General features: G+C 64.9%; 21 protein-coding genes. 16 read left to right on the forward strand and 5 right to left on the reverse strand.

Annotated elements, in window-relative coordinates; genetic code table 11:
• Nucleotides 1-24 precede the first annotated feature (24 nt).
• Both H3V04_RS00845 and H3V04_RS00850 read right to left on the reverse strand, forming a co-directional pair.
• Nucleotides 25-1,098 carry a LacI family DNA-binding transcriptional regulator gene (locus tag H3V04_RS00845; protein WP_198186910.1) on the reverse strand — a complete coding sequence of 358 codons (1,074 nt, stop codon included), beginning with the start codon at nt 1,096-1,098 and terminating at the stop codon, nt 25-27.
• 61 nt (nt 1,099-1,159) lie between these two features.
• The gene (locus tag H3V04_RS00850; RefSeq protein WP_198186911.1) at nt 1,160-1,495 is read right to left on the reverse strand and encodes an MTH1187 family thiamine-binding protein; all 336 of its coding nucleotides are present in this window, start codon (nt 1,493-1,495) and stop codon (nt 1,160-1,162) included.
• A 197-nt stretch (nt 1,496-1,692) separates the two neighbouring features.
• On the opposite strand from H3V04_RS00850, the gene H3V04_RS00855 reads away from it, so the two are divergent.
• The 16 genes from H3V04_RS00855 (at nt 1,693) to glnA (ending at nt 20,077) form a co-directional block, all read left to right on the forward strand.
• Nucleotides 1,693-3,210: a glycine--tRNA ligase gene (locus H3V04_RS00855; protein ID WP_198186912.1), complete on the forward strand. Its 1,518-nt coding sequence runs from the start codon at nt 1,693-1,695 to the stop codon at nt 3,208-3,210.
• 10 nt (nt 3,211-3,220) lie between these two features.
• A complete protein-coding gene (gene dusB / locus H3V04_RS00860; RefSeq protein ID WP_269748863.1) occupies nt 3,221-4,375 on the forward strand; it encodes a tRNA dihydrouridine synthase DusB in 1,155 nt (384 codons plus the stop codon).
• Between the two features lie 231 nt (nt 4,376-4,606).
• Nucleotides 4,607-5,779 carry a cell division protein FtsZ gene (gene ftsZ, locus H3V04_RS00865; protein WP_198176707.1) on the forward strand — a complete coding sequence of 391 codons (1,173 nt, stop codon included), beginning with the start codon at nt 4,607-4,609 and terminating at the stop codon, nt 5,777-5,779.
• Nucleotides 5,780-5,797: 18 nt separating this feature from the next.
• Nucleotides 5,798-6,265 (forward strand): cell division protein SepF, encoded by a 468-nt coding sequence (locus H3V04_RS00870; protein WP_029677902.1) that lies wholly within the window; start codon nt 5,798-5,800, stop codon nt 6,263-6,265.
• A 41-nt stretch (nt 6,266-6,306) separates the two neighbouring features.
• Nucleotides 6,307-6,591 carry a YggT family protein gene (locus H3V04_RS00875; RefSeq protein ID WP_198176706.1) on the forward strand — a complete coding sequence of 95 codons (285 nt, stop codon included), beginning with the start codon at nt 6,307-6,309 and terminating at the stop codon, nt 6,589-6,591.
• Nucleotides 6,592-6,682: 91 nt separating this feature from the next.
• On the forward strand, nt 6,683-7,987 hold the full coding sequence (locus H3V04_RS00880) for a DivIVA domain-containing protein (RefSeq protein ID WP_198186914.1): 1,305 nt from the start codon (nt 6,683-6,685) through the stop codon (nt 7,985-7,987).
• Nucleotides 7,988-7,999: 12 nt separating this feature from the next.
• On the forward strand, nt 8,000-8,530 hold the full coding sequence (locus H3V04_RS00885; protein WP_232342399.1) for a signal peptidase II: 531 nt from the start codon (nt 8,000-8,002) through the stop codon (nt 8,528-8,530).
• Nucleotides 8,527-9,456, forward strand: coding sequence for an RluA family pseudouridine synthase (locus tag H3V04_RS00890; protein WP_198186915.1), 930 nt, complete (start codon nt 8,527-8,529; stop codon nt 9,454-9,456). The genes H3V04_RS00885 and H3V04_RS00890 overlap by 4 nt, the downstream gene beginning before the upstream one ends.
• A gap of 43 nt (nt 9,457-9,499) precedes the next feature.
• Complete coding sequence (dnaE, locus tag H3V04_RS00895) at nt 9,500-13,057, forward strand: DNA polymerase III subunit alpha (protein ID WP_198186916.1); 3,558 nt, start codon at nt 9,500-9,502, stop codon at nt 13,055-13,057.
• 82 nt (nt 13,058-13,139) lie between these two features.
• Nucleotides 13,140-14,537: a histidinol dehydrogenase gene (hisD, locus tag H3V04_RS00900; RefSeq protein WP_198186917.1), complete on the forward strand. Its 1,398-nt coding sequence runs from the start codon at nt 13,140-13,142 to the stop codon at nt 14,535-14,537.
• On the forward strand, nt 14,534-15,682 hold the full coding sequence (locus H3V04_RS00905) for a histidinol-phosphate transaminase (protein WP_198186918.1): 1,149 nt from the start codon (nt 14,534-14,536) through the stop codon (nt 15,680-15,682). Before hisD ends, H3V04_RS00905 begins: the two co-directional genes overlap by 4 nt.
• Nucleotides 15,683-15,780: 98 nt before the next feature.
• Nucleotides 15,781-16,383: an imidazoleglycerol-phosphate dehydratase HisB gene (hisB, locus tag H3V04_RS00910; RefSeq protein WP_198186919.1), complete on the forward strand. Its 603-nt coding sequence runs from the start codon at nt 15,781-15,783 to the stop codon at nt 16,381-16,383.
• Nucleotides 16,380-17,132 carry a hypothetical protein gene (locus tag H3V04_RS00915; RefSeq protein WP_198186920.1) on the forward strand — a complete coding sequence of 251 codons (753 nt, stop codon included), beginning with the start codon at nt 16,380-16,382 and terminating at the stop codon, nt 17,130-17,132. Before hisB ends, H3V04_RS00915 begins: the two co-directional genes overlap by 4 nt.
• A gap of 45 nt (nt 17,133-17,177) precedes the next feature.
• Entirely contained in the window at nt 17,178-17,951 is a 774-nt protein-coding gene (gene hisH, locus H3V04_RS00920) for an imidazole glycerol phosphate synthase subunit HisH (protein WP_198186921.1), read from the forward strand.
• A gap of 1 nt (nt 17,952) precedes the next feature.
• On the forward strand, nt 17,953-18,684 hold the full coding sequence (gene priA, locus H3V04_RS00925; protein ID WP_198186922.1) for a bifunctional 1-(5-phosphoribosyl)-5-((5-phosphoribosylamino)methylideneamino)imidazole-4-carboxamide isomerase/phosphoribosylanthranilate isomerase PriA: 732 nt from the start codon (nt 17,953-17,955) through the stop codon (nt 18,682-18,684).
• Between the two features lie 55 nt (nt 18,685-18,739).
• Nucleotides 18,740-20,077 (forward strand): type I glutamate--ammonia ligase, encoded by a 1,338-nt coding sequence (gene glnA / locus H3V04_RS00930; RefSeq protein ID WP_198186923.1) that lies wholly within the window; start codon nt 18,740-18,742, stop codon nt 20,075-20,077.
• Nucleotides 20,078-20,086: 9 nt separating this feature from the next.
• Here glnA and H3V04_RS00935 read toward each other — a convergent pair whose 3' ends face one another.
• The 3 genes from H3V04_RS00935 to H3V04_RS00945 are packed head-to-tail and all read right to left on the reverse strand — an operon-like array spanning nt 20,087 to nt 25,718.
• Nucleotides 20,087-20,974 carry a hemagglutinin gene (locus tag H3V04_RS00935; protein ID WP_198176696.1) on the reverse strand — a complete coding sequence of 296 codons (888 nt, stop codon included), beginning with the start codon at nt 20,972-20,974 and terminating at the stop codon, nt 20,087-20,089.
• Nucleotides 20,971-25,059 carry an ATP-dependent RNA helicase HrpA gene (gene hrpA, locus H3V04_RS00940; RefSeq protein WP_198186924.1) on the reverse strand — a complete coding sequence of 1,363 codons (4,089 nt, stop codon included), beginning with the start codon at nt 25,057-25,059 and terminating at the stop codon, nt 20,971-20,973. The genes H3V04_RS00935 and hrpA overlap by 4 nt, the downstream gene beginning before the upstream one ends.
• Nucleotides 25,056-25,718, reverse strand: coding sequence for a class I SAM-dependent methyltransferase (locus tag H3V04_RS00945; RefSeq protein WP_232342400.1), 663 nt, complete (start codon nt 25,716-25,718; stop codon nt 25,056-25,058). The genes hrpA and H3V04_RS00945 overlap by 4 nt, the downstream gene beginning before the upstream one ends.
• Nucleotides 25,719-25,811 lie beyond the last annotated feature (93 nt).

Below are 25,811 nucleotides of genomic sequence, written 5' to 3' on the forward strand. Positions count from 1 at the left end.
CTAAGGAGGGAGTGTGATTCGGCTTTAGTCGCTGGCCGGGGCCGAGTCTGAGGCAGCATCGAGGCGGGTGGAACCTTTGCGGATCAGGGCGCAATGGATGCGCACCCCGCCAGCCTGATCGAGCGGCGGCAGGACGGCACGGGTTTCGGGCAGAGGCAGGGCAACGCGACGGGGATTGATTTGCGCAAGCAGTCGTCGCACCGCCCAGAAGCCCATCTCGTAGTGGGGGAGTTCGATTGTGCTCAGGGGAGGTGCCATGGTCTCGGCTATGACCTGGTGGTTGTCCACGCCCACCAGATTGAGGTCCCTGCCGATGGACAGATGGCGGGCTGCGGCCGCCTGGTAGAGGTAAATGGAGCGTGAATCGTTGAAGCAGAAGACCCCATCGGGGTGCTGGTCGTCCATCAGGTCGTTCGCCTGATCCATGGCATCCTGGTTGAAGCCTACCAGTCGGATCAAGGACTGGCCTGCAGGTAACCCAGCTTCCTTGAGAGCGGCCTGATACCCCCGCATTCTGTCTTCTTGCGCCGGCAGATCCTGTGTGGTGCCCAGGTAGGCCACTCGGCGGCAGCCTGATTCAATCAGATGGCGGGTGGCATCGTAGCCGATCAGAAACTCGTCAGGGGCGATGCTGGGGCAACGGTCGGCCCGCTCCACCGCGTTGACCACCACGGCAGGGCAGGAGCGCAGAGCCTGGGGCAGGTCGACATCCTGGTCATACATCTTGGCGAAGAGGAAACCGTCCACCCCATAGCGCTTCAGGGCCTGGATCTGCTCGGCTTCCCGAACACCCCCGTCGGTGGAGACGGTGAGAAGCACATAGCCGCGCTCGGCTGCCGCATCCTGCGCACCCTGAATGATGGCGCCGGCGTATGGCGTGGTGGCCACCTCTTGGCTGATGAAGCCCAGCATGCCGGTCTTGCTGGTGCGCAGGGACCGGGCCATGGGGTTGGGCCGATAGCCCAGGGTTTTGGCTGTGTTGCGCACCTTTCGGGCGATCTCCGACTTGACCCTGCCCTTGTCGCGGCCGTTGAGCACCAGGGAGACCGTGGAGACGGACACGCCTGTGCGTTCGGCGATCTGCTTCATCGTGATCATGGGCACACCTTAACCTGCTCAGGCGATTTCAGCCCGGCTGATCTTCGGTGACAGTGAGCTTTCAGCGGTTTTCCCCGCCTAGGATCCGGTCGACCCGCTCCACCTTTTCGTGGATCTGGTCCCGCTTGCCGGAGCGGATGTCCAGCTTGAGGCTGACGCCGGTCCTGTACCCCTGCTCGGCCAGGACCCGTGTGGCCTCTTCCACGACCTCCATGACCCGGTGCAGATCACCTTCGACGACGGTGCTCATGGCATTGGTCTGGTTGGGTAGCCCCGAGTCCCTGATGACCTTGATGACCTGGGCCACATAGGTGGACAGCTCCTCGCCCTGACCGGAGGGTGCGATCGTGACCTCGGCTACGGTGTTCAGATAGGATGGGTCGTTCATATCGGGCATATCGGAAACCTTTCCGCATCGATTGGCGTTCGTAGGCAGGATGCCCGGTGTCCCCTGCGGTCACCTGCGCGGCCTCCCGCACCTGCCTTGATGGTAGGCCTCTACGCTGACAGCAGGTCACCCGCCGAAGGTATGCTGGAGGCCGGTCATCAGGTCGTAGCCCCCAGGAGGGGGTTCCCGAGCAGAAGGTGTGATCAGTGGCAGTATCGAAACTGGATGAGGTCATCTCCCTGGCCAAGCGCCGAGGATTCGTCTTTCCCGCAGGGGAGATCTACGGCGGGACGCGCTCGGCCTGGGACTATGGTCCTTTGGGCGTGGCCCTCAAGGACAACATCAAGCGTGAGTGGTGGCGGACCATGGTGGTCACCCGCGACGACGTGGTCGGCGTGGACACCTCGGTCATCCTGCCCACGGCGGTCTGGGAGGCCTCGGGCCATGTTTCGGTATTCAACGACCCCCTGATCGAGTGTCTGAACTGCCACAAGCGGCACCGGGCCGACACCCTGGAGGAGGCCTACGTCGAAAAGCACGGCCACGATCCGGAAAACGGCCTCAAGGGCATCCCCTGCCCGGACTGCGGCACCAAGGGCCGGTGGACCGAGCCGCGGGACTTCAACATGATGCTGCAGACCCACCTAGGGCCGGTCCAGGACGAGAAGAGCCTGCACTACCTGCGTCCCGAGACCGCCCAGGGCATCTTCGTGGACTTCAAGTCCGTCATGGCCTCCTCCCGTTCCAAGCCACCCTTCGGCATCGCCAACATGGGCAAGAGCTTCCGCAACGAGATAACCCCCGGCAATTTCATCTTCCGTACCCGCGAGTTCGAGCAGATGGAGATGGAGTTCTTCGTCCATCCCGGCACCGACGAACAATGGCATCAGTACTGGATCGACGCCAGGACCCGTTGGTACGTGGATCTGGGCGTCAAGCCCGAGAACCTGCGCCACTACGAGCACCCAAAGGAGAAACTGGCACACTATTCCAAGCGGACCGTGGACATCGAATACCGGTTCGGCTTCCAGGGCTCCGAGTGGGGCGAGCTGGAGGGCGTGGCCAACCGCACCGACTACGACCTCAAGGCCCATGCCGAGCACTCGGGCGAGGACCTGAGCTACTTCGACCAGGCCAGCGGGGAACGCTACATTCCCTACGTGATTGAGCCCGCGGCCGGTCTGACGCGCTCGCTGATGGCCTTCCTGGTGGATGCCTATGACGTGGACGAGGCCCCCAACACCAAGGGCGGGGTCGACCGTCGCACCGTGCTGCGTCTGGATCCGAGGCTGGCCCCAATCAAGGCCGCGGTCCTGCCCCTATCCAAGAAGCCTGATCTGCAGCGGATCGCCCACGACCTGGCCGCCGACCTGCGCCAGAATGAGTGGATGGTGGACTATGACGAGTCCGGCGCAATCGGCCGCCGCTACCGTCGTCAGGACGAGATCGGCACGCCCCTGTGCATCACCGTGGACTTCGACACGCTGGACGATAAGGCGGTCACCATCCGCAACCGCGACTCCATGCAGCAGGACCGCGTGGCCCTGGACCAGGTGGAGGACTATGTGCGCAAGGTTGTAGGCGAGCAGCGTGTCCGTTACCCCATGGGCCCGTCCGACCTGACCGGTACGCGCGCCGCTGACGGCTACACGGACCTGGCCAGCGAGCCGGGCACGGACGAGAGCGAACCCATCAAGGTGGCCGAGGCCGGTGGCCGGTACTGAGACTGATCGCCTGACCCCGAAGGTTGCCCCGGTGAAGCTGGGCCCGATAACCGTACCTGTTCCGGTCATGCTTTCGCCCATGGCGGGCGTGACCAACTGGCCCTTCCGCCTGCTCTGCCGCGAGTACGGACCCGATGGACTGTATGTGGGGGAGATGGTGACGGCCCGGGCCCTGGTGGCGCGCAACCCCAAGGCCTTCAGGCTCTGTCGCTTCGCCCCCCAGGAGAAGGTGCGCTCCCTGCAGCTGTACGGGGTGGACCCGCAGATTATGGAGCAAGCCACCAGAATGGTGGTCGATGCGGGCTGGGCCGATCATATCGACATGAACTTCGGCTGCCCGGTCCCCAAGGTCACCAGGCACGGCGGTGGGTCCGCCCTGCCCTGGAAGACCGACCTCTTCGCCGAACTGGTCCATCGTGTGGTGGCTGTCTGCTCGCCAGCCGGAATCCCCGTCACTGCAAAGATCCGGGTGGGCATCGACCATCAGCATGAGACCTTCCTGGAGGCGGCCCACATCGCCCAGGAGGAGGGGTGCGCCGCCGTCACCCTGCATGCCAGGACCACGGCTGAATACTATGGCGGCCATGCCGACTGGGACCGGATCGCCCAGCTGGTCCAGGCAGTCGATATCCCCGTCTTCGGCAACGGCGACATCTGGACCGCTGAGGATGCCCTGGACATGTTCGCCCAGACCGGCTGCGCAGGCGTGGCCATCGGCCGGGGCTGCCAGGGCCGTCCCTGGCTCTTCGCCGACATCGCTGCGGCCCTGGCCGGCTCCCCGGAACGGCAGGAGCCCACCCTGGGCCAGGTGGGGGCCATCATGGCCCGCCACGCCAGGCTTCTGGTCGAGTTCTACGACGGCGACGAGCGCATGGCAGTCCATGATATGCGCAAGCACGTGGCCTGGTATCTCAAGGGTTTCGCCGTGGGTGGCCAGGTGCGCCGCGATTTTATGGCCTGCGAGAGCCTGGAGGACATGGACCGCTGCATCGCCAATCTGGACCAGGACATGCCCTATCCGCGGGCCGTGGCCGGCAAGCCCCGGGGTCGGGTGCGCTATGCCAAGAAGGTCCGCCTGCCCTATGGCTGGCTGGATTCGCGGACCACCACCCATCAGGAGCGCGAGACGCTCTTCGGCAACGACCCCATGGACGCCTCCTACTGAAGCCGGAAATATTCCCGTCACCAACCATGCGCATCCGGGTCTAGAATCAGGGTTTAGAATACGGACAGAACGGCGTGGAGGTTCTCTCGGGAGGCCAGGACGGTTGGCTCTGACCTCCCGGACCCTAGGCCCACGGCCGTCAGGAAGGGTCGGAACGCCTGTGGGCAAATGCGTGTTGGCGTATATGACCTGCGCTAGAGTTGAGCGTAACGTGAGTGACGGGAGCATACTGTGAGCGAGATTGCCCAGAATGACAATTTCAACGACAAGACCAACATCAAGGTCGTTGGTGTTGGTGGAGCCGGTGGCAATGCTGTCAATCGCATGATCGCCGAAGGTCTGCAGAATGTCGAGTTTGTGGCCATCAATACCGATGCCAAGGATCTTCTGCGCTCAGAAGCCGATGTGAAGATCTCCCTCTCTGATGCCAACAGCCGCGGCCTGGGAGCCGGAGCCGATCCGGAGAAGGGCGCCAAGGCCGCCCAGGATCATCAGTCCGACATCGAAGAGGTCCTCAAGGGCGCCGATATGGTCTTCGTCACTGCAGGGGAGGGCGGCGGCACAGGCACCGGCGCCAGCCCCCTGGTAGCGCGTGCAGCCCGTCAGCAAGGCGCGCTCACCATCGCCGTAGTCACACGCCCCTTCACCTTTGAAGGCCCCAGGCGCTCCGCTTCCGCCGAATCGGGCATCGAGAACCTGCGCAAAGAGGTCGATGCCCTTATCGTTATCCCCAATGACCGGCTTCTGGACCTCTCGGATCGCACGGTCTCGGTCATGGACGCCTTCAAGACGGCCGACACCGCCCTGCTGGCCGGGGTTCAGGGCATCACCGACCTGATCACCATGAACTCCTACATTCACGTGGACTTCTCCGATGTCACCGCCATCTTGAAGGATGCCGGCACCGCCCTCTTCGGCATCGGCGCAGCCAGGGGCGAGGATCGAGCCACCCAGGCCGCCGAGATCGCTATCTCCTCTCCGCTCCTGGAGGAGAGCATCGAGGGTGCCCATGGGGCCCTGATCAACGTGGCCGGCCCCACCGACCTGAGCATGCAGGAGGCATCTGCCGCCGCCCAGCTGGTTCAGGATGCCATCCATCCCGAGGCACAGATCATCTGGGGCCTGGCCTTGGACGACGCCTACGGGGACGAGGTGCGGGTCACGGTCATCGCCGCCGGGTTCGATCCCACCCCTAAGAAGGACGAGACCCCGGCTCCTGCAGTGGACACGACCACAGCACCGGCAGCGGCCACCCCGGTCCAGGAGCCCCAGCAGCCGATGACGACTCCATCCGCCCAGGTGGAGTCCGATGAGACCTCCGAACACGATGTGGTGCCCCCCGCCTCCGGCGATGACGGCACCTCCGACCCGGGATATCTGGATATCCCTGACTTTCTGCGGTAATCAGGCGAAGGAGCAGGTATGGCAGGATTGATGAAGAACGCAATGTCCTTTTTCGGCATGTCGGATGTCGTGGATGACGATGACGACGACCTGGCCGACGATGACGAGGCCCGCGACGGCTTCGACACCGATCACTCTGTGACTCCCATGGCTCCGCAATCCACGTCCAGCAGCCAGGAAGCCGAGTCCACGCCCTTCCAGAGCCGGATCAACCGCATCACCACCATCCATCCCAAGTCCTACGAGGATGCCCAGATGGTCGGCAGGGCCCTGCGGGACGGGGTTCCGGTGGTCCTCAACCTGACAGGCGTGTCCGAGTCGGTTGCCTACAGGATTGTCGATTTCTCCGCCGGCGTGGTCTTCGGGGTACGCGGGTCCATTGAGCGGGTCACCCCCAGGGTCTTCCTGCTCAGTCCTGCACAGGTCAACATCAAGGTGGAGGAGCCCGAGTCAGGCTCCTCGGCCAAGGGGCTTTTCGCCCAGTGACCGAAGCCCTGGCAGCCTTGTCCGCAGGAGCCTGAAGACGCATGCTTGTTCCTTTTATTCGATATCTGATAGACATCTGCATTGAGACCTACCTGCTCATCCTCTTCGTGCGGATGATTCTGGACTGGGTCCTGGTTCTGTCGCCCCGCTGGTACCCCCGAGGCTTCGTGGCCTCGCTCATCCGGGTCATCTATGCCTTGACCGAGCCGCCCCTGCGCTGGCTGCGCCGGTACATTCCGCCCCTGCCCATGGGCAGGATCCAGCTCGATGTCTCTTTCATGGTGCTCTACGCCGCGTTGATCATCATCCAGGTGCTGCTGGGATAAAAGCAAGACCGCGGATACGGCAGACTCCGTGCTAGCATGCAGTAAGAGAACACAATCGGGCTGGTTGGCCTGAAGCGAGGTGGAGAAACATATGGCTCTATTGACGCCTAATGACATAAGGGAGCATACCTTCCAGACAGTGCGGTTCAAGGAAGGCTACGACGTCGACGAGGTTGACGACTTCCTGGATCAGGTCACGGAGACGGTTGAAGCCTTGGGCAAGCAGGCCATGCAGGGCAACTCCGCTTCCACCCAGTCCCTGGGTACCGACGTGGCCTCGCTGAACTCCAAGATCTCCGACCTGACGGCTCAGGTGGAATCCCTGCAGACGGAAAACAGGGATCTGAAGCAGGCCCAGGGTAATGCCGCCCAGCAGCCTGTCGTGGATGCCCAGACCAAGCGGCTCCTGGCCGAGTCCCAGAGCCAGGTCAAGACCCTGGCCTCCCAGAATGACCAGCTCAAGCGTCAGGTCGAGCAGCTCAACTCGCAGATCGACCAGCTGACCGCCCAGGCCGCCGCGGGCAACAACACCCAGGCTCTGACCAATCAGCTGACCGCCATGCAAAAGGAGCGCGACCAGGCCCGCCAGCAGGTCCAGGCTCTGACCAACCAGCTCAATGCCTCCCAGCAGAGCATGGCCACGGCCCGCCAGCAGGTCACCCAGGCACAGAAGGCCTCTCAGGAGCAGCAGCAGCGCACCGAGCAGCTCAACAAGCAGCTGGAGGAATCCCGCAAGCGCGAGGAGCAGCTGCGCCAGCAGGTCTCCAAGGCCGAACCCTCCACCGAAACGGGCAGCCTGCAGCGGATCGCGGGCGCTGGCGCCGAGGCCAGCAGCGAACCCGAGAGGGCCACTGCCATGCTCACCCTGGCCATGCAGCTGCACGACCAGTACGTGGACAAGGGCAAGGCCAACGCCACCCAGCTGGTTGCCGAGGGCCACGCCCAGCACGACGACATCGTCAAGAAGGCGGAGGACTACTCCAAGAGGACCCGCGCCGAGGTGGACGAGTATTCCAAGCGAGTCCACTCCGAGGCCGATGGTTACTCACAGCGTGTACGCTCCCAGGCCGACGAGTACTCGGTCAAGACCCGTTCCGATGCCGACGCCTATTCCAAGCGCCAGCACTCGCAGGCCGACGAGTACGAGACCCAGGTGCAGACCCGCGCCCAGGAGTACGACAAGAACACCCGCGACAGTGCCGATCGCTACGCCGCCGATGTCAAGAACAAGCTCATGGATCAGTCCAAGGTTCTGGAGGAGAACATCCAGGGGCTCAAGCAGTTCGAGGCGGGTTACCGCAGCAAGCTGACCGAGTTCCTCAACCAGCTGATCAACCAGATCTCGGACACCAGCAATTACCAGTCCATGGAAAAGAAGTCGGAACAGGCCCACTGATTCCAACCGATAATGACGAAGAACACAACCATGAGACGGCTGCGCGTGCGCGTGGCCGTCTTCGTCGCTCTGGCGGCAGTGGCCATAGCCCTGGACCAGGTGACCAAGGCCCTGGCCCTGGCGCGGCTGGGCAACGGTGTCAGGGTGGCTCTGCCTGGACCGTTGCGTGGACTGCGTCTGGTACGCAACCCCGGGGCCTCTCTTGGATTGGGCTCGGGGAGTACCTGGGTCATATCCCTTATTGCTATGGCAGCCTGCCTGCTCATCATTGTTCTGTCTCTGCGCACCACCTCCATGCTCTGGACCCTGGTCCTCTCCCTGGCCTTCTCGGGGGCGGCAGGCAATCTGATCGACAGGGTGGCCTATGCCTCCGGTTTTCTTGACGGTGCCGTGGTCGACTTTCTGGACTACGGCTGGTCGGTGGGCAACGTGGCCGACGTCTATCTGACCCTGGCAGGCGTGGCCGTGGTGGTGCTCATTGTCTGCAATGTACGATTCAGCGACGGGGACAAAGCCAAAGAGCATGGGGGAGCGACCAAGTGACCCGGCTTCTTCCCGCGCCGGATGCCCTTGTGGGTCGGCGCCTGGACATGGCCCTGTCCAAGATGCTGGGCCTGTCCAGGGCCAAGGCCAGCGAACTGGTGGCCCAGGGGCATGTGCGGATCATGGGCCGCCGTGTGAACAAGGCCACCACCCTGATGAGCGGCGATCTGATAGAGCTGGACGAGCCCGAGCCATCCAAGCAGGTGGAGCCAGTGGCCGAGGACATGCCCGTGGTCTATGAGGACGAGGACGTGGTCGTCGTAGACAAGCCGGTGGGGGTGGCGGCACATCCCTCCATAGGTTGGACCGGCCCAACCGTTCTGGGCAGCCTTTTGCAGCGGGGCACCCACATCACCTCAATGGGGGCCCAGGGCCGTCAGGGCATCGTCTCCCGCCTGGACGCGGGCACCAGCGGCCTCATGCTGGTCTGCAAGTCCGACCTGGCCTACAAGGAGATGCGTCGGCAGTTCGCCCGGCATGAGGTGGTCAAGATCTACCACGCCCTGGTCCAGGGCAATCTTTCCGAGGACAAGGCCACCATCGAGGCCCCCATAGGACGGGCGCGTGTCTCGGACTTCCGCTTCACGGTCACCCCTGCCGGCAAGGAGGCCATCACCCACTGGGATGTCCTGGAGCGCTTCGGCTCGGCAACCCTGGTCAGCGTCAATCTGGAGACCGGGCGCACCCATCAGATACGCGTGCACTTCTCCTCCATAGGCCATCCCCTGGTGGGTGACCACATGTATGGGGCCAACCCCGACCTGGCGGAGCGACTGGGCCTGAAGCGGCAGTGGCTGCACGCCATGCGCCTGGAATTCCGCCACCCCCGTACCAAGATCTGGACCAAGGTGGTCTCCTCCTACCCGGCTGATCTGCGCCGCTCCCTGCAGATCGAACGTCAGAGCGCCGCTGGTATACGCAGCTAGCGGACTCCGGCGATTCGGCCAGGGTCCTGGGTAAGTTGGAGATATGTCCTCAACCCGGTCAGACTTCGTTCACCTTCACACCCACACCCACTATTCCACCCTGGACGGGGCCAGCAGGATCCCCGACCTGGTCGCCGAGGTGGGACGGCTGGGGCAGCCGGCCGTGGCCATCACCGACCATGGCAACATGCATGGGGCCTACGAGCTTTGGCGGACGGCCGTGGATGCCGACATCAAGCCCATCATCGGCATCGAGGCCTATGTGACCCCTGAGACGGCCCGCCAGGACAAGAGCCGGGTCCACTGGGGAACCGACGAGCAGCGTTCGGACGACGTCTCCGGCGGCGGCTTCATCACCCACATGACCCTCTGGGCCAGCGACGACACGGGCCTGGTCAACCTGATCAAGGCCTCCTCGGTGGCCAACCTGGAGGGCCTGGTCGGCAAGTGGCCCCGCATGGACAAGGACCTGCTGTCCACCTACCACAAGGGGGTCATCGCCACCACCGGCTGCCCCTCGGGCATCGTCCAGACCAGGCTGAGGCTGGGCCAGTTCGACGAGGCCCTGCGGGCCGCCGGGGAGTTCCAGGACATCTTCGGCAAGGAGAACTACTACGTGGAACTGATGGACCACGGGCTGGAGATCGAGCATCGGGTGACCAAGGATCTGCTGGAGATCGCCCGTCGTCTGGATGCCCCCCTGGTGGCCACCAACGACTCGCACTACGTGCGCAAGGAGGATGCCTCGGCCCAGGACGCCCTGCTCTGCATCAACTCGGGATCCCGGCTGACCGACCCTGGCCGCTTCAAGTTCGACGGCACCGGCTACTACATCCGCTCGGCCCAGGAGATGCGTGAGATCTTCAAGGAGTTCCCCGAAGCCTGCGACAACACCCTGGAGATCGCGGAGCGCTGCAACGTCATGTTCGACGACCACGAGGACGGGGCCTTCATGCCCCGCTTCGACTGCCCGGAGGGCTGGGACGAGACCTCACTCTTCCTGAAGAAGGTGGACGAGGGACTGAAGAACCGCTATCCGGACGGGGTGCCCGAGGAGGTCTCCCACCAGGCCGACTACGAGTGCGGTGTCATCTGCCAGATGCAGTTCACCGGATACTTTCTGGTGGTGGCCGATTACATCAACTGGGCCAAGAACCACGGGATCATGGTGGGGCCGGGCCGTGGCTCGGCTGCAGGATCCATGGTGGCCTACGCCATGGGCATCACCGAGCTGGACCCGCTCAAGCACGGGCTGATCTTCGAGCGCTTCCTCAATCCCGAGAGGGTCTCCCTGCCCGATATCGACGTGGACTTCGACCCCGAGGGGCGCATGAAGGTCCTGGACTACGTGGGCCGCAAGTACGGTTCCGACAAGGTGGCCCAGTGCGTGACCTATGGCACCATCAAGACCAAGCAGGCCCTGAAGGACTCGGCCAGGATCATGGACTACGAGTACTCCGTGGGTGACCAGGTCACCAAGGCCCTGCCGCCCACGGTCAACGGCAAGGACATGAGCCTCAAGGAGATCTTCGACCCCCAGTCCAAGCGCTACCCGGAGGCCAAGGAGTTCCGCGACCTGTATGAGTCCAACCCGGACGTCAAGCGGATCACCGAGGAGGCTAAGGGCATCGAGGGCATCATCCGCCAGACCGGTGTGCACGCCTGCGCCACCATCATGGCCTCCAACCCCATCACCAACACCTCGCCGCTGATGGAACGCACGGACGGCACGGTGACCACCACCTTCGAGTACCACACCTGCGAGACCCTGGGGCTGGTCAAGATGGACTTCCTGGGGCTGTCCAACCTCACGGTCATCAGGGATACGGTCACCAACATCGAGCGCAACGGCAAGGAGCCCATCAGCATCGAGAAGGTCCCCCTGGACGACAAGGAGACCTACCAGCTGCTGTCCCGGGGCGACACCCTGGGCGTCTTCCAGCTCGATGGCGACGGCATGCGCTCCCTGCTGCGCATGCTCAAGCCCGACAACTTCAACGACATCTCCGCCCTGATCGCCCTCTACCGGCCGGGGCCCATGGATATGAACTCGCACATCAACTATGCCAAGCGCAAGAACGGGCTGCAGAAGATCGAGCCTATCCACCCCGAGGTGGCCAAGCCCCTGGCGGGCGTGTTGGACGAGACCTACGGCCTGATCGTCTACCAGGAGCAGGTCCAGTCCGCTGCCCGGATTCTGGCCGGCTACTCCCTGGGCCGAGCCGATGTGCTGCGAAGGGCCATGGGCAAGAAGAAGCCCGACGTCCTGGCCAAGGAGCAGGTGCCCTTCTTCGAGGGCATGAAGGCGCACGGCTACTCACAGGAGGCCGCCCAGGCGGTCTGGGACGTCCTGGTGCCCTTCTCCGGCTACGCCTTCAACAAGGCGCACTCGGCGGCCTACGCCCTGATCGCATACTGGACCGCCTACCTGAAGACCCACTATCCGGTGGAGTTCATGGCCGCCCTGCTGCAGAACGAGCGGACCAACAAGGACAAGACCGCCCTCTACCTGGGCGAGGCCAGAAGGATGGGCATCCGCATCCTGGCGCCCGACATCAACGAGTCCGTGTCCGAGTACTCCGCTGTCGGCGACGTGGTCCGCTTCGGCCTGGGGGCCATCCGCAATGTGGGTGACAAGGTGGTGGCGGACATCATCAAGGAGCGTCAGGGGCCCCGGGGCAAGTACGTCAACTTCATGGACTTCGTCAAGCGTGTGCCCATGGAGGTGCTCAACAAGCGGACCGTGGAATCCCTGATCAAGGGGGGCGCCTTCGACAGCATCGACCCCAATCGGAGGGCCCTCTTCCAGATTCATGACGAGGCCGTCGACCAGGTCATGCCCATCAAGCGCAAGCAGGCCGAGGGCCAGTTCGACCTCTTCGCCGACGCCGATGACGACCAACCCCAGCAGGATGCCTTGGGCGACGCCCAGGTGACCGTGCCCGACATCGACGAGTGGGACAAGTCCACCAAGCTCAACTTCGAGCGGCAGATGCTGGGCCTGTACGTGTCCGACCATCCCCTGAGCGGCATGACCTCGGTTCTGGCAGGCATGCGCGACATGTCCATCGCCCAGCTGCTCAACCGGTCCAAGGGCATGGACGGCAAGGCGGTGACCCTGGCCGGGCTGGTCACTGCAGTGGACCGCCGGGTCTCCAAGAAGGGCAATCCCTGGGCCATCGTCACCATCGAGGACTTGGAGAGCTCCATCCAGTGCATGTTCTTCGGCAAGGTCTACGACGCCCACTCCGAGGACCTGGTCCTGGACTCGATTATCCGGGTCAAGGGTGTGGTCGAGCTGCGGGACGAGGCCACCAACATTCGCGTCAACGATATGGAGGTGCCCGTCCTGGAGTCGGCCGACGAGCGTCCACTGACCATCACCCTGCCCAGGCAGGCCCTGGACCGGGGGCACATGGAACGGCTGGCCCGGATACTCAAGTCCCACCCCGGCTACTGCCAGGTCCGTCTGGCCGTCACCGACGACCGGGGCAACGTCCGTCTGCTGACCTTCGGCGACGGATTCCGCACCAGGCACGACACCTCCATGATGGCCGAGATCAAGTCCGTCTTCGGACCCTCCTGTCTGCCGTCGGCCTAGGACGCACCCGGAGCCGTCTCACCATTTGGGACGGTGGTGAGTCGCCGGCTTTGGCGACACAAAAGTTCACTACCATCAAAGTATGTCAAAGCTCATGATGAGAACCATGGATCTGCGCGGTAAAACCATGTCCCGCGCCCAACTCCTCGCCGCCATGCCCCGGGCCGATATGGGTACCCGGGAGGCCAGCGCCCAGGTGCAGCCCATACTGGACCAGGTGCGCGAGCATGGGGCAGCGGCTCTGCGCGATCTGGAGGAGAGGTTCGACCATGTGCGCCCTCATGATCTGAGGGTTCCGGCATCGGCCATGCAGGAGGCCCTGGAGGGGCTGGATCCCAAGGTCAGGGCGGCGATCGAGGAGTCCGTCACCCGCCTCCGCAAGGTCTGCACCACCCAGGTGCCCAAGCCTATGGCCACCGATCTGGCACCCGGCGCCCGGGTCAGCGAGCGGTGGATTCCGATCGAACGCGTGGGCCTCTATGTGCCGGGAGGCAAGGCCCTGTATCCCTCCTCGGTCATCATGAACGTGGTGCCTGCCCAGATTGCCGGGGTCGATTCCCTGGCCGTGGCCACTCCGCCCGCCTCCGATGACCCCCGTGGCCTGCCGGCGGCCATCATCCTGGCCACCTGCGCCATCCTGGGGGTGGACGAGGTCTATGCCGTGGGCGGTGCCCAGGCCATAGCCATGTTCGCTTATGGGGCCAGAGGGTCGGAACCGCAGGACGGGGGGATTCTCTGCGACCCGGTCGACAAGATCACGGGCCCGGGCAACATCTTCGTGGCGACGGCCAAGCAGATGGTCTCCGGCATGGTGGGCATCGACGCTGTGGCCGGACCCACGGAAATCGCTATTCTTGCCGACGGCCAGGCCAACCCCGACTGGGTTGCTGCAGACCTGATCGGCCAGGCCGAGCATGACGAGCTGGCCGGCTCGGTGCTGATCACCGACAGCCGGGACCTGGCCCAGGGCGTTCAGGAGGCTCTGGATCGCAGGGTGCCTAGGACCGAGCATGCCGACCGGGTGCGTACCTCCCTGGGCGGCAATCAGTCGGGGATCATCCTGACCGACGGAATCGGCCAGTCCATCGACGTGGCCAATGCCTATGCCGCCGAGCACCTGGAGGTTCAGACGGCCGATCCGGATGCCGTCATCGACCGGATCAGGAATGCCGGCGCCATCTTCCGCGGCCCTTACTCCCCTGTGCCCTTGGGCGACTACATGTCCGGGTCCAACCACGTCCTGCCCACCGGCGGCACCGCCCGCTTCGACGTGGCCCTGGGCGTCCATACCTTCATGAAGCCTGTCGAAGTCATCGAATATGACCAGGAGGGGCTCAAGCCCATCGCTGCCAAGATCAATGATTTCGCGGTATCCGAGGACCTGCCCGCCCATGGCGAGTGCGTCCTGAGCCGGTTCCTGGACGATCCCTACGACAAGGCCGACCTGGAAGCCAACGAAGAGAAGGCCGGCCTAAGGTGAGTACCATACCAGCCGATCTTCCCCTCCGTGCGGACCTGGTGGGGGAGGAGCCCTACGGTGCCCCCCAGCTGGATGTCCCGGTCTGTCTGAACGTCAACGAAAACCCCTACCCCCTGGACCAGGAGGTGGTCGATGCCATCTGCGAGCGCGTGCGCCAGGTGGCCCCAGGTCTCAACCGCTATCCGGACAGGGAGCATGAGGAACTGCGGCGGGCCCTGGCTGCCTACCTGAAAAGGGAGTCTGGTACCTCGCTCCAACCCGGGCAGATCTGGGCGGCCAACGGGTCCAATGAGATCATGCTCCAGCTCTTCCAGGCTTTCGGCGGGCCGGGCAGGACCGCCTTGGGCTGCGACCCGACCTACTCCATGTATCCCGAGTACGCCCGGGACACCTTCACCGACTGGGAGCTGGCCCATCGGCTGCCTGATTTCAGCCTGGATATTGAAACCACCATCGAGCGCATCAAGGCGCTGGGCCCAGCCATGGTCCTAGTGACCAGCCCCAACAATCCCACTGGGACGCCCCTGCCCATGGACCAGCTGACCAGCCTCCTGGAGGCCTGCTCCAAGGTCCCTGTAGCGGGCGGGGACCCGTCCGCCCGGCCCATCGTGGTCGTGGACGAGGCCTACATCGAGTTCCGCGACCCGGGCACGCCATCGGCGGTCAGCCTGATCGGGCAGTACGACCACCTGGCGGTCAGCCGGACCATGTCCAAGGCCTTCGCCTTCGCCGGCGCCAGGGTGGGCTACCTGGCAGCATCCCAGGGAATAATCGACGCGGTCCGCATCGTCCGGATGCCCTACCACCTGAGCGCCCTGACCCAGGCTGCGGCCCTGGCTGCCCTGGAGCACACGGACCTCCAGCTGGCACGGGTGGATCAGATCCGCCAGACCCGGCAGGAAACCGCTGAGTGGCTGGCCGGGCAGCAGTTCCACGGCCGACCCTTGACCGTGGTCCCCTCGGCCTCCAACTTCATCCTCTTCGGCATCTTCCCCGACCGGGATGCCGTCTTCGAGGCCATGAAGGATGAAGGCGTGCTGATCCGGGCCGTTGGTCCCCAGGGCTACCTGAGGGTCTGCATGGGCACGGACGCGGAGATGGAGCGATTCCGGCAAACCCTGGTCCATGTCCTCAAGCGGTTCTAGGAGGATGCAGACCAGCGGAACGGCTATGCTGGTGGTCTAGACGCCGTGCAGGAGCCACAGTGCGGACTGGAGTGCGGCAGGAAAGCGGAGGAGCAGCAATGGCAGGCAGAACAGCCACCATCACCCGCCAGACCAGTGAATCCAAGGTGAGCCTGAGTCTGGACCTGGATGGCACCGGAGTGACCGATATCGACACCTCGGTTCCCTTCTATGACCATATGATGACGGCCCTGGGCAGGCATTCCCTGATCGACTTGACCATCAAGGCCAGCGGGGACACCCAGATCGACGTCCACCACACCGTCGAGGACGTGGCCATCGTCTTCGGCGAGGCCCTGGCCCAGGCCCTGGGGGACAAGCGGGGCATCAGACGCTTCGCCGACGCCACCGTCCCCCTGGACGAGGCCCTGGCCCGAGCCGTGGTCGATATTTCCGGCAGGCCCTATGCGGTCTGCACCGGTGAGCCGGAAGGGTTCGAATACGCCATGATCGGCGGGCACTTCACCGGTTCCCTGGTCAGGCACGTCATGGAGTCCGTCGCCCTGCACGCCGGCATCTGCCTGCACCTGACCCTCTTGTCGGGCAGGGATCCGCATCACATCGCCGAGGCTGAGTTCAAGGCCCTGGCCAGGGCTCTGCGTTTCGCCGTGGAGCCGGATCCCAGGGTGAAGGGCATCCCCAGCACCAAGGGGTCGCTATGAGCACTGATGAACACGAGAACAACGACAACAAGGATCAGGACCTGCCGGATTCCGGCCATCATCTGAGCGAGGAGGAGGTCGAGCGGGCCCTGGCCAGCTTTGAGGCTGAGTTCAATGAGGGCCAGGACCGGGCGGATCAGCCGGTTGATCACTCCGGATCGAGCGTGGATGACGAGGCTGGGCCGAATTCCGAACCCGCCGACCAATCGTCGGTGGAACCGGACGAGACTGATGGCGTTGCTGCTGACTTCGATCAGGAGCTTGAAGGCCTGATAGGCAACCGGGCCAAGGCCGCCGTCATGGTGACCCGTCTGGCTTCGGCAGAGCTTCTGGCGGCCTTCTGCCAGATTTCCGATATTTCGGCCTGGTGCATCCAGGCCCGTGAGGGTGCCGTGGCCATCCTGAGAAACCTGGATGGCGACGGACCCGAGGCTGCCATCCGCGATCTGACCACGGTGGTATCCGGGCTCAGCGCTATCCTCGCGGTCAACCGGGCCGACAAGCTCGAGGTGACTCTCTGGATCAGCGGGAAGTCGGGGCAGACGCTTGCGCCGCCCATCCTCTTTGCCGCCACCGCCGACTTCGTGGAGGACCTGATGATCGGGACCACCACGGTGGACAGGCTGCGCCAGGACGGGGCCGCCATCTTCGACTCGGGGGAGTACAACCGCGAGAAGGCCATGGGCATCATCGCCTCGCACACCAGGTTCGGGGCCGGCGGATCGACTCGCCAGGGCCGCGTCGAGTAATCAAGTCGAGTAGAAGTTCGGGCAAGAGGCTTGGCTAGGAGGAACATGACCAGGATACAGGTGCTTGACTATGGCTTCGGCAATGTCAGATCCATGGTTCATGCCCTCTCCCAGCTTGGGGTCGATGCGCAGATCAGCGCCGACCCGGACCTGGCCATGAAGGCCGACGGCCTGGTCATCCCAGGTGTGGGAGCCTACGGGGCCTGCATGGCGGGGTTGCGGGCCGTGGGCGGCGACCGCATCATCCTGGATCGTCTGGCCCAGGGGTTGCCTGTTCTGGGGGTCTGCATAGGTCTCCAGGTCATGTTCCAGTTCGGGGACGAGGACGGCCGCAGCGAACCCGGGCTGGGCCTGATCCCCGGTCGGGTGACCAAGCTGGATGCCGACGTCGTGCCCCATATGGGCTGGGACCATGTCCAGGCGCCTCAGGGAACACGACTATTGGCGGGCGTCCAGGACCAGCGCTTCTACTTCGTCCACTCCTATGCGGCCATGGCAGTGCAGGGGGATGACCGGACAAGCGGGACGCAGTCCGATCTGTCCCTGCGGGTAGCGGTATTGAATGAACATGGAGACAGCCAGCCAGGGTCGGTCCAGCCAGAGTCTGACAAGACCATACAGGGCGCCTCTTTTGGTGAACCGCTGGTTACCTGGGCCACCTATGGGCGCAGCAGATTCGTGGCCGCCTATGAATGCGGTCCCCTGAGCGCCACCCAGTTCCATCCCGAAAAGTCCGGCCAGGCCGGCGCACGGCTGCTGGCCAATTGGGTGCGGACCCTTCCCGGGGCTTCCGGACTCCCTTGCGAGAAAGGTGAATGAGATGCTGACGCTCCTACCCGCTGTCGATGTCCGCGACGGAAAGGCGGTCCGCCTGAAGCAAGGGATTTCCGGGTCCGAGAAGGTCTACGGCGAGCCTGCCGATGCAGCCAAGGCCTGGGTGGACCAGGGTGCCGAGTGGCTCCACCTGGTCGACCTGGATGCGGCCTTCGGCACGGGCGACAACCGCGACAAGCTGGCCGCCCTGGTCAACGAGCTTGGGGATCGCGTCAAGGTGGAGCTCAGCGGCGGCATCCGTGACGACGCCAGCCTGGGGGCAGCCCTGGATGCAGGCGCCACCCGGGTCAACATCGGCACGGCGGCCCTGGAGGACCCGGAATGGACCAGCCGGGTCCTGGATCGCTACGGGCAGAGGGTCTGCGTGGGTCTGGACGTGCGCGGACACACCCTGGCCGCCCGGGGCTGGACCAGACAGGGCGGGGACCTTTTCGAGGCCATGAAACGACTGGACCGGGACGGGTGCAGCCGGTACGTGGTCACCGATGTGACCCGCGACGGGATGATGACCGGCCCCAACCTGGATCTGCTGGGTCAGGTGGCTGACCGGACCCCGGCCAGGGTGACCGCCTCGGGGGGCATTTCCAGCTTGGATGACCTGGGCCGCATCCTGGACCTGGTCGATCGGGGCGTGGACAGCGCCATCCTGGGCAAGTCCCTTTATGAGGGGGCCTTCACGCTGGAGCAAGCACTGGACCTGGTCTCGGGGCATTGTTAACGCTATAAGCAAATCTGCGAAATACAGGAAATATAGGAATGGGAGCATAAGCTCTATGGATAAGCAAGAGGAGTTCGCGCTGCGCACTGTCGAGGAGCGCGATGTCCGGTTCATTCGTCTCTGGTTCACCGACGTCTTGGGAACCCTGAAATCGGTGGCCATAGCGCCCACCGAGCTGGAGGTGGCCTTCGAGGAGGGGCTGGGCTTCGACGGCTCGGCCATCGAGGGCATGACCAGGGTCTCCGAGGACGACATGATCGTCAAGCCCGACCCGTCCACCTTCCAGATACTTCCTTGGAGGGGAGGGCCGCAGGGCACAGCGCGGATCTTCTGCGACGTGCTCACCCCGGACGGCGAGCCCAGCAGCGGGGATCCCCGGCATGTGCTCAAGCGGGCCCTGGCCAAGGCCAAGGAGAAGGGCTTCATCTTCTACACCCATCCGGAGATCGAGTTCTATCTGTTCGAGAACCAGGATGACTGGTCCCAGATCCCGACCCCCATCGACGAGGGTGGCTACTTCGACCATGTACCCCGCAGCCCGGGGATGGACTTCCGCCGAGCCTGCGTCAACATGCTGGAGCAGATGGGCATCTCGGTGGAGTACTCCCACCATGAGGCCGGACCGGGGCAGAACGAGATCGACCTGCGCTATGCCGATGCCCTGACCACCTCCGACAACATCATGACCTTCCGGACCGTGGTCAAGGAGATCTCCCTGGAGCGGGGAATCTACGCCAGCTTCATGCCCAAGCCCTTCACCGACCAGCCGGGGTCGGGCATGCACACCCATCTGAGCCTGTTCGAGGGTGACACCAACGCCTTCTATGAGGTGGGCCAGGAGTTCAACATGTCCCAGACGGCCCGGCAGTTCGCCGCCGGCATCCTGGCCCACGCGGCCGAGATCTGTGCGGTGACCGACCAGTACGTCAACTCCTACAAGCGGCTCTGGGGCGGAGCCGAGGCACCCAGCTACGTCTGCTGGGGACACAACAACCGGTCCGCCCTCCTGCGCATTCCCCAGTACAAGCCCGGCAAGGGCAACTCGGCCAGGATGGAATTCCGCGGGCTGGATCCGGGGGCCAACCCCTACCTGGCATACTCGGTGCTGCTGGCCGCCGGTCTGGACGGGATCGAGCAGAAGATGACCCTGGGCGAGCCCACCAGCGATGATGTCTGGGAGCTGACCGACGCCGAGCGGCAGGCCATGGGCATCGAGCCCCTGCCGGACAGCCTGGACGCGGCGCTCAAGGTCATGGAGAAGTCGGACTTCGTGGCCCAGGTGCTGGGCGAGCAGACCTTCGAGTACTTCCTGCGCAACAAGCACCGGGAGTGGGCCGGATACAGCCGACAGGTCACCCCCTACGAGCTGGCCTACTACCTGCCCAAGCTTTGAACCCGGGGCTCACTGGTCCGATCGGCCGAACCAGCTGTTGTAGATGATGACGAAGTTGCGGTTGCCGTAGCTTGAGCAGCGGTTGCCCTCGCCGTCGCCTGCCCGCAGCGCTGCCTCGTTTGGCTGGTAGGGCGTATAGATGTAGAGCAAGGCAGTGGCATCGTTCTCGATGTAGACCTTGCCGCTGCCACAGGAGGCATCGGGGCTGAAGCGCACATCGTTCAGGGCCTTGGTCTGGTAGCCATACTGGTCCCGGTGGGCCTGATAGTAGCGGAAGCGGTGGGCGGCCCCGTAGACCTGGTTGAAGAATCCGGCATAGCGGGCGTCGCAGTCTGCATCATCAGGGCAGGAAAGACCCATGGCCGACTGGAGCTGGACCTGGGTGGGGGGCTGGTCGGTGGCCACCAGGTGCTGCTCCTTCTGCAGCATGGTCAGGAGGACCTTCTGGCTGATTCCGCAGGAGCGGGCGGACCCGTCGATGATCTGAGCCGCGCTCTGCCCCTTGCCGCCCTTGTAGGCATCACATAGGCCGTCGCTGGGGCGGTCGGGAACATCCATGTGCAGACTGCGCAGGCAGGTGGATCCGTTGCAGGATCCCCCTTTCTGGTCCAGGAAGGCCTGGACGTCGTCGGCGTTCATGTCCACCGTGTCATGGAAGCGGTGGTCGGTGATGATTCTGCCTGGATTAAAGACGTACTCCTGGGAGAGCTGCTCCTGGTGGCGGATGACGCGGCCGACCATCAGCCGGTAGGAGACGAAGCGGACGGCCAGGATGCACAGGGCGACCACCAGGACTATGGCCATCAGGGCGGCCCCCAGGGTCTGCGCACGGCGGAGGGTGATCCGTCCGCGTTTGGTGCCGCCCCCGCGTCTTCGCCCCGATGGCCTTGTGCTCATGGTTTTCCTTCCAGCGCCTTCCTGATCCTTTGCAGGCTGACGGGGATGGCGGTCCCCAGCTCCTGGGCCCAGATGGAGACGAAGTACTCCTCCATCATCCAACGTCCCCTTCGCGCACGGTCCATGGCCTGGTCTCGTCCGGGACCGGCGGGCAGAGCCTGGGCCGCCTTGGTCGCCTGGTCCACCAGATCCTGGGCGGTCTGCGCCTGCCATGCCCATCGTACGTCACGATCCTTGTCCCTGCGGGCCTTGTCCAGGCGCATCAGGTCCGCCTTCAGGTATGTGTGCAGGCGGGGGAGGGCATAGGGCGGATCGGCGCCGATGAAGCCCTTGGCCACCAGATTGGCAGAATGCTGGCGTATCCACTGCAGGACCGAGAGCAGGGGAAGATCGGCCGGGCCGGACACGGCCTTGTCCACCTGGGCCGAGGTCTCCAGAATGGCGACCACATCCCTGGCCACCTGATAGACGGTGTCCTCGTAGACCTGGCTGACGCCGGCCACAGCCTCCTGCAGGGTCCGGTCGTCGGTGACGGCTTCGGTGTGGGGGATCAGGCGCTTGACAGCGGCCATCTGCAGGTCCTCGGCAAGGGCAGAGGTGCCCGGGTAGGGGGCCGAGGCCAGCATCAGGGCCTCCCGGCTCAGCCAGCGTGAGGAGATCCGCTGGGCAGGCAGGTGGAGCTTGTCCAGGGCGGCCTGCCAGATCAGTTCCTCGCGCGGTTTGGTGGTGGCGCCGGACTGGTGGAGCAGGTCGGCGCTCTTGACCACCTGACCCTGTCGGGCGGCCTTGCTGGCCTGGGAGTCCACCCGGGACCGGGCCGACTGCCGGGCCTGTCCGGCCAGGTCGCGCTGCAGGTCGGCCAGGGACTTGGACCGGCCCAGGACCTTGGGGTGGCCCTGGCCCTTGCGGCCGTGGCCCTGGCGCCGATCCTCCTCCACCTGGAAGGTGGGGCGCAGGTAGTCGGGTAGCCGTTCCAACCTGGCCTGGGTGAAGACCGCCGGGTGCAGCTGGGCGCCGACCGTATTGATGGCTGCGGCGGTGAAGGCCTGCTCGAAGTCCGGCCAGCCCCCGGCGGGGATGGCTCCTGCACCGTTTTCATCCCCGGCTGCAGGCTGGTCCGCCGACCCATAGGTGGCCTGCTCTGCCGATGCCGGATCGGCGCCGGGCAACAGGGGATAGTGGCCGTCTATCCAGGCGCGGATGGTCCGGGCGGCGTCAGGGGCGGGGACGAACTGGACCCGCAGGGCCTTGGGCAGGGACTTGATGGTGGCTGTGATCAGGTCGTCCAGAAGACCGGGCACGGTCCAGCTGAACTGTCCGGGCGTCAGCTGGTTCAGGCAGTGCAGGGGGATGTGGACAGTGATGCCGTCGTCCGGCTCTCCCGGCTGGTAGCGGTAGGTCAGGGGCAGATCCATGGGCCGGCCGTCGATGCCCAGGGTATGCCAGTGGTCGGGGTAGTCCCCGGGTCGGTAGGAGGCGGACTGGTCGTTCAGGCGCTCCACCTTGTCGGGGTCGAAGTCCAGCAGGTGGGGGTCCGCATCGTGGCGCTTCCGCCACCAGGCGCCCAGTGCGGCCAGGGAGGTGGCCTCCTGGGGAATGCGCTCCTGGTAGAAGTCGTAGAGGTCCTCCTCGGTGACGGTGCCGGTCACCTGGCGGGTCCGGCTGGTCCGCTCTCCGGCTTCGCTGAGCACCTGCCTGTTGGCCTGAATGAAGCCGTCATGGGGGAAGCGCTCGCGCACGTCACCCTCGACCAGGCCCTGGCGTATCAGCATGTCCCGGGCCTGGCCGGGGTTGATGCGGGCCCACTGGACCGTCCTGTCGCGCACGATGGGCAGGCCGTAGAGCAGAACCTTTGAGGTCGCCACCGCGGCACCACGGGAGGCCGACCAATGGGGCTCGGCGTAGGCGGTCCTGGTCAGGGACTTGGCCAGGGGCTCGGCCCAGGCGGGGTCGATGGCTGCACAGCAGCGCGCCCAGAGCCGGGAGGTCTCCACCAGCTCGGCGGCCATGATCCAGGGCGGATTGGCCTTGGCCAGTGCAGAGCCGGGGAAGATGGCGAAATGCGTGCCGCGCGCCCCCTGATAGTCGTTCTTGGCCTGCCGGCGAGCCCGCTTCATGGCCTTGGCCCGGGCGGCACCATGCAGGCCGGCGAAATCGGAGGCCTTGGGTTCGTGGACCACCTGCATGCCCATGCTGGAGAGCAGTCCGGCCAGCATGGACCGGTGGATGCCTTGGTCGTCCCAGGAGCAGACCAGGGCGTGTGCCGCCTGCTGCCCAATCGGCAGGGCCAGCAGGGCCTGATCCGGTCCCTTGACGGGGACGGGGGAGCCCACCTTCATGTGCAGGCCCCGGCACATCTGGGCAAGCTGCCGGTAGAGGTCATGCCACTGCCGCATGCGCAGGAAGGCCATGTACTCCTGCTTGCAGGCCTTGCGCAGGGCCCCATTGGAGGGTTCCTTGTCCTGCGGGAAGAAGCGGTTCCAGATGTTCAGGGCCGTCAGGAAGTCGCTGGATGGGTCCTCGTAGCGGGCATGGATCCGATCGGCCTCCTCGCGCTTCTCCTCAGGTCGCTCGCGAGGGTCCTGCAGGGAGAGGAAGGCCACGACCACCAGAACGGCGGCCAGGGTGTCCGGGGTGGCATCCTGGCCGGCCTGCAGGATCATTCTGCCCAGACGGATGTCGATGGGGATCCTGGCCAGCCGTCGTCCCAGATTGGTCAGCCGGATGAGGCCCTGCTGGCGGGAGATGGCCTGCAGCTCGGTCAGTTCCCGCAGACCGTCGCTGACTGCTCGGGTGTCGGGCGGGTCGATGAAGCCGAAGTCGGTAACGTCCTCGGCCGTATGGGCCACGCCCACCGAGAGCATATGCAGGATGACCGAACCCAGAGAGGTGCGCAGGATCTCCGGGTCGGTGAACTTGGGACGGGTGTCATAGTCGTCCTTGGCATACAGGCGGATGGCGATGCCGTCGGCCACACGTCCGCAGCGGCCTGCACGCTGATCGGCCGAGGCCTGGGAGATGGGCTCGATGGGCAGGCGCTGGACCTTGGCCGACTTGGAATAGCGGCTGATCCTGGCCAATCCCGGGTCCACCACGTATCGGATGCCCGGTACCGTCAGGGAGGTTTCCGCCACGTTGGTGGCGATCACGATGCGCTGATGGCCGTGGTGTTCGAAGACCCGGTGCTGTTCCTTGGCCGACAGGCGGGCGAAGAGGGGGATGATCTCCAGGGCGTCCGGGCGGCGCATGTCGGAGGTTCGCGGGCCGAAGTGGCGTCGCAGGGCGGTTTCGTACTCACGGATGTCGCGCTCGCCGGCTGCGAAGACCAGGATGTCCCTGGGGCCGTCCTCATGGGTGGAGTGGATGACCAGCTCGGCGCAGGCCCGGGCCACCGCCTTGGGGATGTCCGGTTCCTCCCTGTCCTGGCCTTCCCCATCGGAGTCGAACCCGGGTACATGCCGCATCAGGGCAGGTGCCGATCCGGCGGGCTCGTAGAGGGTTTGGACCGGATAGGTCCGGCCGGAGACCTCCAGCACGGGCACCTGGGTGTGCAGGGCCTTGGCGAAGTGGTCCCGGAACTTGACCGAATCGATGGTGGCCGAGGTGATGATCAGCTTCAGATCGGGCCGTTTGGGCAGCAGGGCGGTCAGGTAGCCCAGCAGAAAGTCGATGTTCAGGCTGCGCTCGTGGGCCTCGTCGATGATGATGGTGTCGTAGGCCCGTAGCTGGGGATCGCCCTGGATCTGCGCCAGGAGGATGCCGTCGGTGACCACTCGCAGGCGGGTGCTCCTGCTGGACTTGTCGGTGAAGCGCACCTGGTAGCCGATCTGTTCACCCAGCCTGGTGCCTGTCTCCGAGGCGATGCGCTCAGCCACGGTTCTGGCGGCGATCCTCCTGGGCTGGGTGTGCACGATCTGGCGGCCGTGGTCGCCACGACCCATCTGAAGGAGGATCTTGGGAATCTGGGTGGTCTTGCCCGAGCCGGTCTGACCGGAGACGATGACCACCTGGGAGGACTGCACGGCGTGGACGATGTCCTCCTTGGCCGCACTGATGGGCAGCTCGGTGGGATACTCGAACCTCATGCCCGGCCCACCTCGATGATCCGGTAGCCCTTGGACGAGGCATATTTCTCCGCCGTCCAGCCGGAGCCCAGGGCCTGAGCCAGCCAGGGAATCAGGGAGTCGGCGCCCAGGTTGCGCTGGACCACCAGGTAGGCCCGGCCTTGGGGTTTCAGTCTGGGCAGGTAGGTCATCAGCAGGTCGTGCAGGGCCGTCTTGCCCACCCGGATGGGCGGATTGGACCATATCAGGTCAAAGCACAGATCGTCCGGCACCTGCTCCGGGGTCAGCGTGTGCACCCTGTCAAGGCCCTGGGACCGGGCGTTGCGGGCGGTCAGATCCAGGGCCCGCAGGTTGGTGTCCACAGCATAGACGCTGGCCTTTGGCGACTGGATGGCCATGCTCAGGGCGATGGGCCCCCAGCCGCAGCCCAGGTCCAGAAAATCGCCCTCGACCGGGGGCTGGGGGACGCGTTTGAGCAGGACCGAGGTGCCCAGGTCAAGCCTGCCCGACGAGAAGACCCCGTGGGAGACCTCCACCTGGCAGGTGCGGCCGGCCAGCTCCACCCGGATGGTCCGCCGCTGGTCGGGGGAGGCCGGACGGGCCACGAAGTACTGTTCGCCTCCGCCCGTCCCGGTCCTGGAGGATTGCCCCCGGCTGCTGCCATGGTCCCTGTGCGTCATGTCCATCCTGTCCGTCTTTTAAGTCCGCCCGTCCCTCGGGCACCCGCTGATGTCTGCTAAGAAGATGATAATAAAGACTGTGTCATGATTCCG

This window comes from Bifidobacterium sp. M0353 (assembly GCF_016100645.1).
Taxonomy (GTDB): domain Bacteria; phylum Actinomycetota; class Actinomycetes; order Actinomycetales; family Bifidobacteriaceae; genus Bombiscardovia; species Bombiscardovia choladohabitans.